This window comes from Chitinophaga japonensis (assembly GCF_007830125.1).
GTDB lineage: Bacteria > Bacteroidota > Bacteroidia > Chitinophagales > Chitinophagaceae > Chitinophaga > Chitinophaga japonensis.
This window is the reverse complement of record NZ_VLLG01000004.1, coordinates 50,499-67,946: the sequence shown is the minus strand read 5'-3', so window position 1 is coordinate 67,946 and position 17,448 is coordinate 50,499. Positions and strand designations below refer to the sequence as shown.

At 54.7% G+C, this 17,448-nt stretch carries 14 protein-coding genes; 7 read left to right on the top strand and 7 right to left on the bottom strand.

Annotated elements, in window-relative coordinates; translation table 11 throughout:
* The first annotated feature begins 10 nt into the window (after positions 1-10).
* From LX66_RS17330 to LX66_RS17305, 6 genes are all read left to right on the top strand, one after another.
* Positions 11-1,375: a HAMP domain-containing sensor histidine kinase gene (locus tag LX66_RS17330; RefSeq protein ID WP_145715893.1), complete on the top strand. Its 1,365-nt coding sequence runs from the start codon at positions 11-13 to the stop codon at positions 1,373-1,375.
* A gap of 121 nt (positions 1,376-1,496) precedes the next feature.
* On the top strand, positions 1,497-2,759 hold the full coding sequence (locus LX66_RS17325) for a TolC family protein (protein WP_145715891.1): 1,263 nt from the start codon (positions 1,497-1,499) through the stop codon (positions 2,757-2,759).
* A gap of 47 nt (positions 2,760-2,806) precedes the next feature.
* Positions 2,807-3,895 (top strand): efflux RND transporter periplasmic adaptor subunit, encoded by a 1,089-nt coding sequence (locus LX66_RS17320; RefSeq protein WP_145715889.1) that lies wholly within the window; start codon positions 2,807-2,809, stop codon positions 3,893-3,895.
* Between the two features lie 112 nt (positions 3,896-4,007).
* A complete protein-coding gene (locus LX66_RS17315) occupies positions 4,008-7,103 on the top strand; it encodes an efflux RND transporter permease subunit (protein ID WP_145715887.1) in 3,096 nt (1,031 codons plus the stop codon).
* 274 nt (positions 7,104-7,377) lie between these two features.
* Positions 7,378-8,415: a sensor histidine kinase gene (locus LX66_RS17310; RefSeq protein WP_145715885.1), complete on the top strand. Its 1,038-nt coding sequence runs from the start codon at positions 7,378-7,380 to the stop codon at positions 8,413-8,415.
* On the top strand, positions 8,412-9,125 hold the full coding sequence (locus tag LX66_RS17305; RefSeq protein WP_145715884.1) for a LytR/AlgR family response regulator transcription factor: 714 nt from the start codon (positions 8,412-8,414) through the stop codon (positions 9,123-9,125). The genes LX66_RS17310 and LX66_RS17305 overlap by 4 nt, the downstream gene beginning before the upstream one ends.
* 2 nt (positions 9,126-9,127) lie before the next feature.
* Here LX66_RS17305 and trhO read toward each other — a convergent pair whose 3' ends face one another.
* The 7 genes from trhO to LX66_RS17270 form a co-directional block, all read right to left on the bottom strand.
* Positions 9,128-10,159 carry an oxygen-dependent tRNA uridine(34) hydroxylase TrhO gene (gene trhO / locus LX66_RS17300; RefSeq protein WP_145715882.1) on the bottom strand — a complete coding sequence of 344 codons (1,032 nt, stop codon included), beginning with the start codon at positions 10,157-10,159 and terminating at the stop codon, positions 9,128-9,130.
* Positions 10,160-10,231: 72 nt separating this feature from the next.
* The gene (locus LX66_RS17295) at positions 10,232-10,462 is read right to left on the bottom strand and encodes a hypothetical protein (protein WP_145715880.1); all 231 of its coding nucleotides are present in this window, start codon (positions 10,460-10,462) and stop codon (positions 10,232-10,234) included.
* Positions 10,463-10,871: 409 nt separating this feature from the next.
* Positions 10,872-13,424, bottom strand: a complete 2,553-nt coding sequence (locus LX66_RS17290) for a DUF5686 and carboxypeptidase regulatory-like domain-containing protein (RefSeq protein ID WP_145715878.1) — start codon at positions 13,422-13,424, stop codon at positions 10,872-10,874.
* Between the two features lie 16 nt (positions 13,425-13,440).
* Entirely contained in the window at positions 13,441-13,812 is a 372-nt protein-coding gene (locus tag LX66_RS17285; RefSeq protein WP_145715876.1) for a hypothetical protein, read from the bottom strand.
* A gap of 38 nt (positions 13,813-13,850) precedes the next feature.
* Complete coding sequence (locus LX66_RS17280; protein WP_145715874.1) at positions 13,851-14,477, bottom strand: hypothetical protein; 627 nt, start codon at positions 14,475-14,477, stop codon at positions 13,851-13,853.
* Positions 14,478-14,504: 27 nt separating this feature from the next.
* Positions 14,505-15,689 carry a trans-sulfuration enzyme family protein gene (locus LX66_RS17275; protein ID WP_145715872.1) on the bottom strand — a complete coding sequence of 395 codons (1,185 nt, stop codon included), beginning with the start codon at positions 15,687-15,689 and terminating at the stop codon, positions 14,505-14,507.
* A 111-nt stretch (positions 15,690-15,800) separates the two neighbouring features.
* Positions 15,801-16,220 (bottom strand): OsmC family protein, encoded by a 420-nt coding sequence (locus LX66_RS17270; RefSeq protein ID WP_145715870.1) that lies wholly within the window; start codon positions 16,218-16,220, stop codon positions 15,801-15,803.
* 162 nt (positions 16,221-16,382) lie between these two features.
* On the opposite strand from LX66_RS17270, the gene metX reads away from it, so the two are divergent.
* Entirely contained in the window at positions 16,383-17,408 is a 1,026-nt protein-coding gene (metX, locus tag LX66_RS17265) for a homoserine O-acetyltransferase MetX (RefSeq protein WP_244620441.1), read from the top strand.
* Positions 17,409-17,448: the final 40 nt, after the last annotated feature.

Genomic DNA, 17,448 nt, shown 5'->3' with positions numbered 1-17,448 from the left:
AGTAAGAGATATGAAGATAAAGTATAAAATAGCGCTCTACTACACCCTGTCAGCCACCGTGTTGCTGGTTTCCTTTGCCACCCTCGCCTACTATTTCTCCGCCAAATCCCGTAAGGCGGAATACATGGAACGCCTGGAGTACCGGGCCCGCTCCATTGCCAACGTGATCATTGAAGATGACCGCGTGCGGATAGACCTGCTGCGCAAGCTGGACAAGACCACCTTCCAGGACCTGTACCAGGAAACCATACTGGTATATGACCCCAATTATGACCTGCTGTATTCCAACCTGAAGGACACGGCTATACGTACCCACCGCAGCCTGCTGGACTATATTAAACAGAACGGCATTTACAGCGCTGAAAAGGACAGTGACGAGGTGATGGGCGTTTATTACACGGAAGGCAGCATGTCCGTGATCGTGATCGTATCCTCGCTGGACAAATACGGTTACCAGAACCTGCAGAACCTCCGGCGCATCCTGCTCCTGGAGCTGCTGGTGGCCGCCGTTGCGCTGGTGGTGATCGGGTATTTCTTTTCCCGCAAGATGGTGGCCCCCATTGACCAACTGGTGCGGCAGGTGAATACCATCAACGCGAACAACCTGCAGGATACAACGGTGGACATCCGCGGGCGCGACGAGATCGCGCAACTGGGCAGCAATTTCAATACCATGCTGCAGCGGCTCAGCAACTCGTTTGACCTGCAGAAGAGCTTTGTGAGCAACGCCTCCCACGAGCTGCGCACCCCCCTGGCCTCCATTATCAGCCAGTTACAGGTAACCCTTTCCAAGGAAAGAAGCCGGGACGACTATGCCGCGGTGCTCAGTTCCGTACTGGAAGACGCCGAAAACCTGTCGGACCTCACCAACGGGCTGCTGCAACTGGCGCAGTCTGAGCTGAACGAACAACGCTTCTCCCTCTACGAAGTGCGCATAGATGAGTTGCTGCTTGAAATGGGGAACCTTATTAAATTGAAACAGAGCGGGAAAGTAGAGATACAGTTTGAAGAACTGCCCGAGCAGGACACCGAGCTTACCTGTATGGGAAACGAAGTGCTGCTGAAAATACTGTTCCTCAACCTGGTGGACAACGCCTGTAAATTTTCCGCGGACAATACCGCCCGGGTGTTGATCGGTTTCCACTCCCATTACATCCAGGTACAGGTAAAGGACAATGGCATGGGCATTCCGCCCGCCGAGCAGGAAAAGATATTTGAGCCCTTCTACCGGGGGCAGCACGCACAGCAGACACGCGGCCACGGCCTGGGCCTTTCCATCTGCAAAAAGATCGTGCAACTGCACAAAGGCCATATCTCCCTCAGCTCCACCCCGGGCAAAGGCACGGTGTTCACCGTATTGCTACCGCACTTATAGTGTCCCCACTTTTTATTTTTATCCTTTTTATTTTTTAAGCCCTTTTTAAGCCGCCTTAAAGGCCCCTTTAATCCCCCTTGCTGAGCTTTGCACCTGTAAATAGGTTTATAACGCAGCTTATATGCACAAAAAGCTCAGGATATCAATCATCACCCTGTTCATCACATACAGCAGCCTGGCGCAAACCCTGCAGCCCATCACCCTGCAGGCCGCAGAAGATACCTTCCTGGGTAAGAATTACCAGCTACTGGCGCAACGCTACCGCGTGGATGCGGATAAAGCCCTGGTGCAACAGGCGCGCCTGTGGAGCAATCCATCTTTCAACGCCACCTGGGGATTTGGCACCACCAGCAAGGTGCAGCCTTTTTACGGGGGCAACGGCGGGCAAACCGCCTACGAAGTGGACCAACTGATCACGCTGGCGGGTAAACGCAATAAACAGGTGCAGTTGGCCCGGCTGAATGCCGCCGCCAGCCAGTCCGCCTTCTATGAGCTGATGCGCACCCTGCGCCTGCAGCTCCGGGGCAGCTATTACCAACTGTATTTCCTGCAGGAAACGGAAAAGGTGCTGCTGGAACAGCTATCCAACCTGCAGAAAATAGTAGACGCATATACGGAAGCCGATAAAAAAGGGAGCGTGGCGCACGCGGATGTAGTGCGCCTGCGCGCCCTGCTGGTAGGCATCAGCAATGATTATGCAGACCTGAAGCAGCAGGAGCTGGCCGCCCAGCTCAACCTGCAGCAGCTCCTGGGCAGCAACCGGCAGTTTGCTCCCCGTGTGGATACCGAAGAGCTGGTGCGCTATAACATGGCCGGGTATACGCCGGCTGCGCTTACCGACACCGCCCTGGCCAACCGGCCGGACCTCCGCATGGCGCAGCAGCAACTGCAGCAGGCCCAGGTGAACTACAGCCTGCAAAAGGCGATGGCCGTGCCGGACCTGCACGTGGGCGCCGCCTATGACAAGAACGGCAGCTATGCGCCCAACTTCATAGGGCTGACCATGGGCATAGACCTTCCCTTCTGGAACCGCAACCAGGGCAACATCCGCGCAGCCGGCAACGAGGTAAAGGCACAGGAGCAAAGCCTGGCCCAGGGCAATAATATAGTGGTCACGGAGGTGCAGCAGTCGCTGGAAAAGATCCGCCTGGCGGACCAGCAGTACCGGGCGCTGGACTTCCGCAGCTTCAGCGAGGAATATGACCGGCTGATAGCCGAAGTGGCGCTCAATTTCCGTAAGGGGAACATTTCCCTGCTGCAGTTCATCGACTATTTCAACAGCTACAGCGACAACGTAAAGCACATCAACAAGCTGCTGCTGGACCGCATTACAGCGTATGAGGAGCTGAACTATGTTACGGGAACAGAACTGTTCCTGAAGTAGGATGTAGGAAGTAAGAAGTAGGAAATAAGATGGTTAAATAAAAACACATGAATCGCATTTCAACCCTTGCCCTGCTGGCAGTCAGCATCATACTCTACAGCGGCTGTAAGCATATACAGGCCGAGGACACAGAAAAGGAAACCTTTGTGCTCAGCGACACCATGCTGCAGAGCATTCACATAGACACCGCCAGCATCCGGCCGGTGCAGAACGAGCTGCGCCTGTCCGGCAAGGTAGCCCCGGATGTGGGCAAGGTGCTGAAAGTATATCCCCTCGTGAGCGGGTATGTAAAGGACATAAAAGTGCAACTGGGCGATTTCGTACAGAAGGGACAGATACTGGCCGTGATACAGAGCGGGGAGATAGCCGACTATGACAAGCAGATGGCCGAGGCACGTACCAACCTGGCCGTAGCGGAAAAAGGGCTGCAGGTAGCCAAAGACCTCTTCAGCAGCCAGTTGAGCACCGAAAAGGATGTGGTGGATGCGCAGGGACAGGTGGACAAGGCCCGGGCCGAAGTGAACCGCCTGAACGATCTCTTCAAGATATACCGCCGCGGCAGCGGTTCCACCTACCTGGTTACCGCCCCTATCTCCGGCTATATCATCGAAAAGAATATCAACAACAACATGGAGATCCGCAGCGACAACAGCCAGAACATCTTCACCGTATCCGAGCTGAACGACGTATGGGTGCTGGCCAACGTATTTGAAACGGACATTGCCCGCGTAAAGGAAGGTTACGATGCGGACATTGTGACCATCAGCTACCCGGATACCGTGTTCCACGGCAAGGTGGACAAGATCTACAATTTCCTGGACCCGGCCACCAAGACCATGCAGATCCGCATCCGGCTGGATAACAAGGACATGCAACTGAAACCGGAGATGTTCGCCACCGTGACCCTGCATTACAACGAAGGCAACCAGATGCTGGCCGTGCCCGCCTCCTCGCTGATATTTGACCGCAGCAAAAGCTATGTGCTGGTATTCCGGGACAAGTACAACATACAGGTACGGGAAGTGGAGCCCTACCGGACTTCCGGCAGCCTCGCCTATTTAAGCAAGGGGCTGCGGCCCGGGGAACGGGTGATCTCCCGGAACCAGCTACTGATCTATAATGCACTCAACGATTAAAATAATGAATAATTAATAATTAATAATCGTTACATGCCTGTTTCATTGTAACACTGGTGTTACAGGTATTATTAATTATTCATTATTAATTATTAATTGACAACTGTCCGGCATGAACAGACTCATTAAAAATATTGTTGGCTTTTCGCTCAGGAATAAACTGTTCGTATTTATTGCAACCGCCACCCTGGTCATTTCAGGCATTGTAGCATTTGTGCACACGCCCATAGAAGCCTTCCCGGACGTCACCAATACGCAGATCGTGATCGTGACCAAGTGGAACGGCCGCAGCGCGCAGGAAGTGGAGCGTTTTGTAACGCTGCCCGTGGAGGTGGCCATGAACGCGGTACAGAAAAAGACCAGCGTGCGCTCTATCACCATGTTCGGCCTCTCCGTGGTAAAGATCATCTTTGAAGATGACGTGGAGGACTTCTTCGCCCGGCAACAGGTGAACAACATGCTGCAAAGCATTTCCCTGCCCGAAGGCGCGGACCCGGAAATACAGCCGCCCTACGGCCCTACCGGGGAGATATTCCGCTACTACCTGAAAAGCGACCACCGCAGCTCCCGCGACCTGCTCACCTACCAGAACTGGGTGATAGACCGGCAACTGCGCAGCGTGCCCGGTGTGGCGGACATCGTGGCCTTTGGCGGGCAGGACAAGATATACGAGATCACCGCCGACCCTGTTCGTTTAGCCAAGTACGATATTACCCCCCTGGAGCTGTACCAGGCGGTAACCAAAAGCAATATCAACGTAGGCGGCGATGTGATCGAAAAGAATGGGCAGGCCTACGTGGTACGGGGTATCGGCCTGCTGAACAGCATCGCCGACATCGAGAACATTATTCTCGACAACATCAACGGCACGCCCCTACTGGTAAAGAACGTAGCCACCGTGCAGGAATCCTCCCTGCCCCGCGTGGGACAGGTGGGGCTGGACAAAGCGGACGACCTGGTGGAAGGCATCGTAGTCATGCGCAAGGGCGAGAACCCCACCGAAGTGCTGGCCCGGCTGAAGGACAAGATCAAAGAGCTGAATGAAACGATATTGCCGGCGGACATCAGGATGGAAACCTTTTACGACCGGGATACGCTGATGGAGTTCTGCACGCACACCGTACTGCACAACCTGGCGGAAGGCATCCTGTTTGTGACGGTGATCGTGTTCATCTTCATGGCCGACTGGCGCACCACGCTCACGGTATCCATCATTATCCCGCTGTCGCTGCTGTTTGCCTTTTTATGCCTGCGCCTGAAAGGTATGACGGCCAACCTGATCAGCATGGGCGCCATTGACTTCGGGATCATTATAGACGGGGCCGTGGTGATGGTGGAAGGCATTTTCGTGATGCTGGACCACAAGGCCAAACACTTTGGCATGGAGCGTTTCAACAAGCTGGCCAAGATGGGCTGGATCAAGCAAACGGGCGGGGAGCTGGCCAAAGCCATCTTCTTCTCCAAGCTGATCATCATCATATCGCTGATACCCATCTTTTCATTCCAGAAAGTGGAGGGCAAGATGTTCTCCCCGCTGGCCTGGACGCTGGGCTTTGCCCTGCTGGGCGCCCTGCTGTTCACCCTTACGCTGGTGCCGGTGCTCAGCTCCCTCCTGCTGAACAAAAATGTGCGGGAAAAGCACAACCCCGTGGTACAGTTCTTTGACCGGATCGTGATGCGGGGCTTTAACTGGACCTACGGGCACAAGCGGCTCAGCATGGGACTGGCCCTGGGCTTTATGGCGCTCACCTTTTTCTCCGCCCGCTGGCTGGGCACGGAGTTCCTGCCGCAACTGAACGAAGGCTCCCTCTGGGTGACCACCGAGCTGCCCATGAGCATGTCGCTCACGGAAAGCGTGAAAATGGCGCACGCCATCCGCCAGGACCTGGGGGGCTTCCCGGAAGTAAAGCGCGTACTGTCGCAGGTAGGGCGCTCCAACGACGGCACCGACCCTAACGGCTTCTACTTCGTGCAATACCAGGTAGACCTGGCGCCCAAACAGGAATGGAAGCGGGGGATATCGCAGGATGAGCTGATCAGCCAGATGGAGCAAAGGCTGAAGAAATACCCCGGCATAGTCCTGAACTTTTCCCAGCCTATCAGCGACAATGTATCGGAAGCCGTGGCCGGCTTCAAGGCCGCCAACGGCGTAAAAATATACGGCGATGACCTGGAAAAGCTGGAAAGCCTCTCCGCACAGGTAGTGGCCCAGTTAAAAAAAGTGCCCGGCATCCGCGACCTCGGCGTGATCCGCAACATCGGACAACCGGAAATGACCATTAACCTGCACGACAACAAGATGGCCCTGTATGGCGTGAACACGGCAGACGCACAGGCCGTGATCGAAATGGCCATTGGCGGGAAAACCGCCACCCAGCTATACGAAGGCGAGAAGAAATTTGACATCCGTATCCGCTACGCTGCCAATTACCGCAAAACGGAAGAGGACCTGCAGAACCTGATGGTGCCTACCCAGGGCGGCAACAAGGTACCGCTGAAAGAGCTGGCCACCATTACCACTATTACCGGCCCGGCTTTCATTTACCGGGACGGTAATAAGCGGTTCATCGGCATCAAGTTCTCTGTGCGCGATCGTGACCTGGGCAGCACCATTGCAGAGGCCCAGGCCAAAGTAAAGGCGGCCATCCGCCTGCCCAAAGGCTACAGCGTAGGCTGGACCGGCGAGTTTGAGAACCAGGTACGCGCCACCGGCCGCCTGGCGCAGGTGATACCGGTAAGCCTGGTGGCTATTTTCATAATCCTGTTCATTATGCTGGGCAGCGTTAAGGATGCCGGCCTGATACTGCTGAACGTGCCCTTTGCGCTGATAGGCGGCATACTGGCCATACACACCACGGGCATCAATTTCGGTATCTCCGCCGGCGTAGGCTTTATAGCGCTCTTCGGCATCTGCATACAGAACGGCGTGATCCTGATATCGGTGTTCCACAAAAACCTGCAGCAACGCATGCCGCTGAACGAGGCCATCCGCCTGGGCGTGGAGTCGCGGGTGCGCCCCGTGGTAATGACGGCGCTGATGGCCGCCATCGGCCTCATACCGGCCGCCGTATCGCATGGTGTAGGCTCAGAAACACAGAAGCCGCTGGCCATCGTGGTGATAGGCGGCTTAATAACCGCTACGGTGCTGACGCTGCTGGTATTCCCCATTATATTCTATGGGGCGTACAAGAAAGTTGGCAGTCATTAATTAGCAGGCGGCAGTCGGTTCAATCAGTCGCCCAATGCCTGCAAACTGCCAACTTACAATTGGAAACTGGTTTTAGTTCGCATATAGGTTGATAGAATGGGGCTGAAACGACAGTACCGGTAGCTTTGATGCTTCCTGAACTGGTTTCATGCTCAATTACTCCGCCCCGCCGCAGAAGAAACAACGCGGGGCGGATTTTTTTCCTTTCGTCCCGCAAAACCCGCCTTATGCGTAAACATGCGCCGCAAACCGCCAACAAATGCTAAATTAGGGTATGAACATCCTGCCGGCACTGACACGGTATAAGCTGCACCATGTATTGTTCTGGATGATCTTCTTCACGGTATGGGTGCTGCTGCGCATAGACGATTACCCCGCCTTGCAGGCTACCATGCTGGCCGGCCTGCTGAAGGTAGTAACGCTGGCGGGCGCCGTGTACTTTACCAGCTATGTGCTGATCCCCCGCTTCCTGTACCGGCAGCAGTATGTGATCTTCTTTACCGCTTTTGCCGGGCTGATAGGCGGCACGGGCTGGCTGGTGATACAGTTGCTGAACGGGGTGCTGCAGCCTTATGCCGGCCGTATTGCGCAATGGCCCAATGCCAGCCTCAACAGCCAGTTATACGACGTGTACATTCCCCTTTTCTTTATGGTAGGCGCCATTACCGGCGTGCAGTTCTATATAGACCGGCTGCAGACGCAGCACCGCCTGCAAAGCGCCCTGCGGGCCAGCGCAGAGCAGGAGCTGCAATACCTGAAAGCGCAGATCAACCCGCATGCCTTGTTCAATTCCCTGAATGCCGTGTATTTCCTGATAGACAAGGAGAACAAGGCCGCCCGGGACATGCTCCGGCAATTCGCGGACCTGCTGCGCTACCAGTTGTACGACTGTAACACGGACGCCATTCCCATAGAAAAGGAGGCGCAGTATGTGGCCAATTATGTGGCTATCCAGCAAATGCGGCTGAATGATAACTGCGAGGTATCCTTTTACTGCGACCCGGCCATGCAGCATTTCAGCATAGCGCCCCTGCTGCTGATCCCTTTCGTGGAAAATGCGTTCAAGCACGTATCCGCTCATGTGCAGGCGCCCAACAAGGTGACCGTACACCTGCGCCGGCAGGGGCCTTTCCTGCAACTGGAAACCTACAATACGCGGGAAAGGCCGGTGAATGGCAACGGCACGCATCACGGCATCGGGCTGGCCAATGTAAAACGCCGCCTGGAGCTGCTGTACCCGGAAAAGCATTCCCTGCAGATAGCTGAAACGGAGCAGGCATTTCACGTAACCTTAGATATCCGTATTGCATGACCTTACGCTGTATGATCATAGACGACGAGCCGCTGGCCCGCAAGGGGCTGCAGGAATACTGCGCGGACGTGGATTTCCTGGAGCTGGCCGCCGTATGCGACAGCCCGGTAAAGGCCATTGCGCTGCTGCAGGCGCAACCCGTGCACCTGCTGTTCCTGGATATACAGATGCCCCGCATCAATGGCCTGCAACTCCTGCGCTCCCTGCCGCAGCCGCCCCTGGCCATCCTCACCACGGCATACCCGGAGTACGCCCTGCAGGGTTTTGAGCTGGATGTAATAGATTACCTGCTGAAACCCATCGCCTTTGAGCGCTTCCTGAAAGCGGCGCTGAAGGCCCGCTCCTATTTCGAGCTGCTGCAGCGCCCGGCTGCAGCAAACGCGGAAGGCTATTTCTTCATTAAATGCGACAGCGGGCTGGAACGCATCTGCTTTGACGACCTGCTGTATGCTGCCGCGCTGCAGAATTATGTAGTGCTGCATACGGCGCAGCGCAAGTACATTACCTACCTCACATTCAAGGCAGTGGAGGACTACCTGCCGGCGCAGCAGTTCCTGCGCGTGCATAAATCCTACATTGTAGCGCTCTCCAAAATAGACCGGATCACCGGGAATGATATTATGATCGGCTCACAGCACATTCCTGTGAGCCGGCACCTGAAAGATGCAGTGATGGAAAGGATATTGAAGGATAAGTACCTGAAGCGGTAGGCCTATTCATTCAACCTGGGCCGCAACCGTTGCTTTGACTTGTTGAAGATCATCTGCCCTTTATCAATGCCTTTGCGCAGCTTTTCACGCTCGGCGGCGGGCAGGTGCAGCACGGACTGGCAGGCCTCGCTGCAGCAGCCTTCATATTGGGCGGCGCAGGCTTCGCACTGGATGAACAGCAGGTGGCAGCCGTCATTTTTACAGTTGGTATGGGTATCGCAGGGCTGCCCGCACTGGTGGCAGTGGCTGATAATATCATTGCTGATACGCTCGCCCAGGCGTTCGTCAAATACGAAATTCTTTCCTTTGAACTTGTTGGGCAGGCCCTGCTCGCGGGCTTTATTGGTGTATTCAATGATACCGCCTTCCAGGTGGTACACATTATTAAAACCGTTGTGCAGCAGGTAGGCGGAGGCTTTTTCGCAACGGATACCGCCGGTGCAATACATCACGATATTTTTATCCTTCTGGTCCTTCAGCATGTCTACCGCCATGGGCAGTTGCTCACGGAAGGTATCCGAAGGCACTTCTATGGCCCGTTCAAAATGTCCCACCTCGTATTCGTAATGGTTGCGCATATCCACGATAATGGTATCGGGATCGGCGGCCAGCTCATTAAAGGCTTTGGCATCCAGGTACTTGCCTTTGCGCACCATATCAAAAGCGGGGTCGGTAATACCGTCGGCCACTATTTTCTCACGTACCTTGATGCGCAATACCCAGAAGGATTTGCCGTGATCTTCCACGGCAACGTTCAGCCTTATGCCGTCCAGGAAGGGAATGGAATACAGGTAGCTGCGGAAAGCCTCGATATGATGCTCCGGCACGCTTACCTGGGCATTGATGCCTTCGTGCGCCACGTAAATGCGCCCGAACACCTGTAACTGGTCAAGGGCCGTATAAAGCTGGTCGCGGAAAGCCTTCGGATCGTCGATCCGGGCGTACTGGTAGAAGGAGATAGTGATTCTCTTGAATGTTTCTGCAGCCAGCCTGCGTTTCAGCTCGTCTGCAGATACCCTGTTGTGCAATGTCATGTTCCGTTTGAAATTTTAAGGACATACCTCGGATGAACAAAATTTCAGCGGAGCAAAGGTAGGAAAAGTTGCTCAATCAGGGTGGATATACGCCTCATTTTCACCGGACCATTCCCGCAGCAGTTGCAGCAAGAGGTATGCTACCGCGCTGATAATGAGGATGTAACCGATAAAACCGAAGGTCATTGCCGTTTGGGCATGTTGCCAGTGGCTGATCTGCGCCACATAAGCGAGGACGGCCAGTAAAATACCCAGGATAAGGGTGATCATGGCGATCCATCTCATTCTTTTGCCTGGTTTCATAAGGGGGTGTTTTTGGGTTAATCAATATTTGCATTCCCGGGGCGCATGGTCTCTGCACACGGCTACAAAATTAACACAATCATGTTAGGAAAACAAGCCACCCCACCCACCCCTTTCCGGGGACATTATCCTCCGTAAAATGACAGTTATGCAGTAAACAGCGGATCGCCGCCGGTTTCCTAAGTGACTGATATTGATGGCCTTAAAAATCGGCCCCTGCTTTGGCATTCTTTTTGAAATACCAGGTACGACAAGCGAAAATGGTGTAACCCAAAAATGTAAGATTATGACAACAATTATTCTTTCCGCCTTTTACTTCATCCTCGCTTTTTTGGTGTACCGTGTGCTGGCTTATTTTTATGATGACAGCAAGGAATACAGCAAAGGCAGGAAAATCAGGTAAGCGGGATCATCTCCTGCGGAAGATCGCGCCGCCCAGTAATCCGCCAAAACCGGCGCGCACACCTATACGAGTAGCATCCTGGCTTTGATAGCCGGCTATCACATCTACCCTTACCAGCTTAAAGATGTTCTCCAGGCCGGCAAACACTTCTACATAATTGTTATCGCTGTTGACATAGAAGGCATTGGTGCCTGCTACCAGGTTCCATTTCAGCCGGTTCAGCAAGGGTATCTTGTTGGTCAGCAGCCCGTTGAAATGATGCTCCAGGTTCAGCGTAGTGTAAAAGGAAGCAATGGTGCTGTATTTGTAATAAGGCGCCAACTGGAAGCTGTTGAGGTATTTGATATTGTAGAAGGTCTGGTTGCCGTTAAAATGCTGGTAATCCGGCAGTCCCACGGAATTGCTGTTCAGGAAGCCGCCGGCAGCCAGCCGGTAACGCAATTCCCCGAACAACTTGAAATTCATGTTGTCAGACACCTGCGCCTTCCATTTATCAAAATCCACGTCGCTGCCTGCCCATCCCTGTATGCCTTTGCTGTAAGCAATGTCAAAGCGCGGGTATTTGGACCCGATGGCGATCTTCCGGTCCGGCAACTGTATGAAGCGCTGGCCGGGCTGGAAGCTGAAGCTCAGGTTCATGACCAGGGCCTGGTGCGGGGTAAAGGGCACGTCTGCCAACTCGTAGGGATGGTTGGGCAGGAACTGCTTGCTGCTGTTCTTAAATATGACAAAATCGGAGGTGTTCTGCACCGGTATACGATCCTCGTAGGTGAAACCGATGCCCGCCCAGGCGCCGCTTTCAAACTGCCGCCTGAACGCCAGGTTGGCAAAGCGGCTTTCATACAGCTTCATATAGTTTTCCTTGAGCAGCAGCGTATATACCGCGTTGGTCAGGGGATCTATCGGTTCCTGCTTGTTGAACTGGTAGATGCGCTTGCCGCCGGAAAGCAGCCAGGTGTTATCGCCCGGGCGCTTGTGCAGGCGCGCCTGCTGCCGCCACGTGATCTCCGCCCAGGCATTGAGGTGCGTATTGCTGAAGCCATAACGCAGGAAGGGCGCTATGTGCAGCTCCTGGTCATGCGGCAGGTCCAGCTCCAGGCGGGGCTCCACACTAAGCACCAGCCCTTCCACGGTATTGTATTCCAACTGGGTCAGCAGCGGGCGCATGGCCAGGTGGTGATGCACCAACTGGGTATCCCTGCGGAAATAGTAATTATGCTTTACGCCGCCCCAGAAGAAATGGGTGAGCTTCACCGGCGGCCGGTGCTTGCGGAGGGAATCGATATGGCGGCCGGACAGCAGGCTGTCGCGGCGCGCCTGCGCCGTGCTGTCCTTTTCATGAAAGTCTTTCAGCTCTTCCTTTTCCAATGGCACCGGCCGGATGCTGTCCCAGTAGTGGATGCTCTTTTTGTTAAAGGCCGTGTCATATTTCATGATAATGTTATCGAAATATTTGGGCGGGAAGGCGGGGTGCAGGTTGTAGTTGGAATATACGTTCACGAAACTGCCCACCAGGTCAAACCCGAACTGCTTCATGGAAAGGCTGATCACCTGATCCTTGGTGCGCCATACCGCGCTGTCTACCGGCACATGTATCTGCCTGATCTGCAGGGTGTCCATGATCTCCAACTGGTAATCCCTGGTAAGCAGCAGGTTGGTGCTGTGAATGCGCCAGTCGCCATCCGTGATAAAGATATGCCCGGAGAACAGCGGTTCAAACCTGCGGCGGGGGATCACCTGTATCTTGTTCACCGCCCGGCCGTCTTCATAGAACACGCCTTCCAGCCGGTATTTGTAATACTGCAGCGCATTGTCTGCAATAGGGGAAATATAGCCCCGCGGGCTGAACTGCGTGATCACGGCGGACACATTGTTGTCGTAAAAGTTGATATAGGCCGGGAAGCTGAACCCGAAACCGCCCCCGCTTTGCCGGGAGGAGATCACGTCCAGCTTAATCTTGTCGGGCCGGCGGGCGGATATTTTGGTCAGGGATTCTGACAGGAACACGATGCCCCTGCCGGTGGAGTCCACGCCCATTTCCTGCTTGTCTACCTTCTGGCCAAAGAACCTGTCGGGCACATTGCGCAGCTTGAACATGCCTTTGATATAGGCGTTGCAGGTAAATTCCTGTACCTGCTGCTGGTATACCGGTCTTTTTTTAATGGCTTCGCGGATGATGGCGTAGGCCGGGTCTTCCCCGCCGCCTTTTACCACCACCTCCTGTATCTGCAACTGCAGGGGCTGCAGTTGGAAGTCCAGCGTCAGCACGGCCGCACCGGCAACGGTAACGGGCTTCTCCTCCTTACGGTAACCCATATACTGGCATACGATGGTATAGGCGCCGTCCGGCAGTTCCAGGGAGTACTGGCCGGCCGCATTGGTGGTAGTGCCCTGGGTGGTGCCTTTAATGAGCAGGGTGGCAAAAGGCAGGGCCTCTCCCCTTTCATTGGCCACCCGGCCGCGGATAATGCCGGCCCGGGAATAATTGCTGAAAAATAGCAGGATGATGATGCAGAACGCGGAACGCTGAAGGCGGAACGCTGATTGCCGTATGTTCATAGCTGAATCGAATGCGTTAAGCGTTAAGCGTTGAGCCTTTAGCGTTCAGCGTTTTACGCAGCAGGCTGCCGGTAAGGCTGCCCATGCCCGCCACCAGGGCGCCGATAACGGAGCTGATAATGCCCATCAGCACAGGGCTGTGCATTTTCAGGAAGATCTCGCTCACCCGGTTGGCCAGGATATGATCATTGCGGACATCCTGGAAAAAAGCGACGGCCATCCAGAGTATAAATATGGCAATGAACCCGCAGGCAAAGGCCTTACCGGAAGACAGGGGAATTAGCAGGGCTACCAGGAAAGCCACCAGCGCTACGGACCACCAGGCCATGAACAGGCCGGCCATGTAACCAAGGGCGATAATAAGGAGTAGAGAGGCCAGGAATTTCATAGCTGGAAATTACGGAAAGTAGGGTAAAGTAGGAAACATTAGCGGGTGTAGGGAAATTTTCTAATGAATGCTTTCAACAGGCGCTTCTCCAGGTATTGATTGTGTTTCTCAGTGTCAAATATGCCGGCCACGTCCAGTTCCTTCTCGAAGTTCCAGATATGATCCCCTGTTTTACCGTCGTATAGCTCAATGATCATTCTTTTCGTTTTACTGGCTGCAAATATCAGGGTGCTGGTAGTGTAAGTACGGCTTACACGGAGCTCGGCGAGCTCGCCCGTTAAAACAGCGTCCACTTTTAACAAACGGCAGAGGGACTGCGCATCCAGGTTGTTCACGTTCCGGAAGTCTACCCTGGCGGCTTTCAGCAGGGAATCCGTTAATTGCCAGTCCTGCACGTCTACCAGCAGTTTTTCTTCATCCTGCGTCATGGCGTTATACAGCGCTTCCTGCAACTGCAGACCTTCCGCGGCTTCGCGCTCCTGCAGCGCCTGCACTGCATCTTTACTTTGGGGTTTGAAATAGGCGGTTCTTGTTTTAAAAGGCAGGACGGCAATAATCCTGTGATCGTACGTCGCCTGTGCCGCGGTTTCCTGGGCCTTTGCCTGGTAATTGGTTACCAGCAACAGGAGCACAACAATGTAACACCAACAATGTGCTTTATTCATGGTATAAGGGGCTTATTTATTTCTTTATCAAATTTTAGACGCTTCCAGCGCCTGCTCAATATCCTGCAAAATATCCTGCACATTCTCCAGCCCTACGGAAATACGTATAAACCCGGGCGTTATCCCGGACAGCAGGCGGTCTTCCTCCGACATCTTGGCGTGGGTAGTGCTGGCCGGGTGCGAAGCGATGCTGCGGGTATCCCCCAGGTTGGCCGTGAGGGTCAGCATCTTAAGCGCGTCCAGGAAGCGCTTGCCCTGCTCCAGGCCGCCTTTCAGCTCGAAGCAGAAAATGCCGCCGCCGCCGGTCATCTGTTGCTGTGCAATAGCGTACTGCGGGTGGCTTTCCAGGAAGGGGTACCGCACCCAGTTGAGCTGCCCGTGATGCTCCAGGGCGGTAGCCAGGGCCAGGGCGCTGGCGGAGTGACGCTCCATGCGCACGTGCAGGGTTTCCAGGCTCTTGCTGAGCACCCAGGCGTTGAATGGCGACATAGCCGGGCCGGTGCTGCGGCAAAAAGCATAGATCTCTTTGATCAGCTCCGGCTGGCCCACCACTACCCCGCCCAGTACGCGGCCCTGCCCATCCATCCATTTGGTGGCGGAATGGGTCACCAGGTGCGCGCCTGAGAGGAAAGGCTTTTGCAGCACGGGGGTGGCAAAGCAGTTATCTACATTCAGGATGATGTTGTGCTTGTTGGCGATACCGGCCAGCCATTCCACGTCAATGATCTCCAGGCCGGGGTTGGCCGGCGTTTCCACAAAGATCATGCGGGTATTGGGTTTGATCATCCCCTCCAGCTCTGCCGGGTTGTTAATGTCGAAATAATCGCAGCTAATGCCCCACCTGGGCAGGAATTTATCAATGACCGTATGCGTAGAGCCAAAGATGGTGCGGGCCGACAGCAGGTGGTCGCCGGCTTTGAGCAGGGCCATAAAGCTGCCAAACACCGCGCTCATGCCCGATGCGGTGGCATAACCGGCCGGCGCCTGTTCCAGCGCGCAGACCTTTTTTACAAACTCGTCCACGTTCGGGTTGCTGAAACGGCTGTAAATGTTGAAGTCCGTTTCATCGGCAAAGGTGGCCCGCATTTCCTCCACGTTGTCGAAGCAAAAGCTGGAGGTGAGGAATAGCGGGGTGGAATGTTCCATTTGCCAGGTCCGCTCTGTCTGTATCCTGATGGCGTCCGTATCGGGCTGGTGTCTTTGCTCGTTCATCTTAAAAGGCTTAAAGCAGAAAGCATAAAGCAAAAAGCCGCCTGGCGGGGATAAAGGATTCGAATCAATCGCTTTATGCTTTAGGCTTTTAGCTTTATGCTTTTTTGCCGGTTATTGATTTACTTTCGTTTCCCAGGTAAGCAGGGTGCCTGACCTACGCAGGGTTTCCGCTACAGAGCAGTATTTGTTCATGGACAGCTCTACGGCGCGGGCCGCTTTATCCGGGTCTATATTGCCCGTGAGGTGAAAGATCACATGCGCTTTTTCCCAGAGTTTGGGCTCTTTGTCCTTTTCCCGGTCTGCCTCGATCTCGATGCGGAAATCGGTGATCTCCTGCCTTTGCTTTTTAAGGATCATCACTACGTCAATGGCCGAGCAGCCGCCCAGGCCCATGACAAGCATCTGCATGGGGCGCACCCCGTTGTTCCTGCCGCCGTTCTCTTCGGAGGAGTCCATCAGTACTTTGTGCCCGGTTTCGTCTGCCGCCTCCATGTTGAAACCATCGTCTATCCGCTTGAGTGTAATCTTCATACTTCCATTTAATTTATGTCAAAAATAGTTCAAAATAAGCAGAACGCAGAACGCTTAAAGCAGAAAGCGATTGCCCCGGATGCTTTACCCGCTCCAATCGGCTTTAAGCTTTCTGCTTTAAGCTTTCTGCTTTTTTATGTAGTTTCGCGCAAATTTTTGGGGTTGAGCGCAAAGGTATTACATATAAAGGAAGCTTTCACACTGGAATCGGGCGCGGTGCTGCCCGAGCTGCGCATTGCCTACCATACTTACGGTACGCTGAACAGCGATGGCAGTAACGTGGTATGGATCTGCCATGCCCTGACGGCCAACTCCGACGTGGCCGACTGGTGGGCCGGCCTGGTAGGCGAAGGGCGGGTGGTGGACCCGGCGAAACACTTTATTGTTTGCGCCAATATCCTGGGCTCCTGTTACGGCAGCTCCGGCCCCCTGTCTGTAAACCCCGCGACCGGCGCCCCCTATTACCATACCTTTCCACAGGTAACGGTACGCGATATTGTACAGGCGCACATCCTGCTGCGGCGGCACCTGGGCATTGCCCGGATTCACCTGCTGGCAGGCGGCTCCATGGGCGGCTACCAGGTACTGGAATGGGCGTTGGCGGAACCGGATGCCATTGACCGGCTGTTCCTGCTGTGTACCGGCGCAGCGGAAAGCGCCTGGGGCATTGCCATTCATACGGCCCAGCGCCTGGCCATAGAGGCGGACTGCAGTTGGCAGCAACCCAGCCCGCAAGCCGGGCAGCGCGGCCTGAAAGCCGCCCGCGCCATCGGCATGCTGACCTACCGCAACTACCAGACCTTTGTGCGCACGCAATCCGATCCCGACAAGGACAAAACGGACGGTTTCCGCGCTTCTTCCTATATCAACTACCAGGGCGACAAGCTGGTGAACCGCTTTAACGCCCAGAGCTACTGGCTGCTGACCAAGACCATGGACAGCCATAACATTGCCCGGAGCAGGCCCGCCGATATGCCAACCCTGCTGGCACAGCTCCCCCAGCCCACCCTGCTGATGGGCATTACCAGCGATATCCTATGCCCGCCGGAAGAACAGCTCTTCCTGGAACGGCATATGCCCCGCGCTACCTACTATGAAATAGACTCCTCTTACGGACATGACGGTTTCCTGATAGAATTTGAGCAGATCGGGCGGATATTGGCGGAGTGGCTGGGTAGGCCGCAGTAAGACATTTAGGACATAAGGAATAAGTTGAGTATCTTGATCA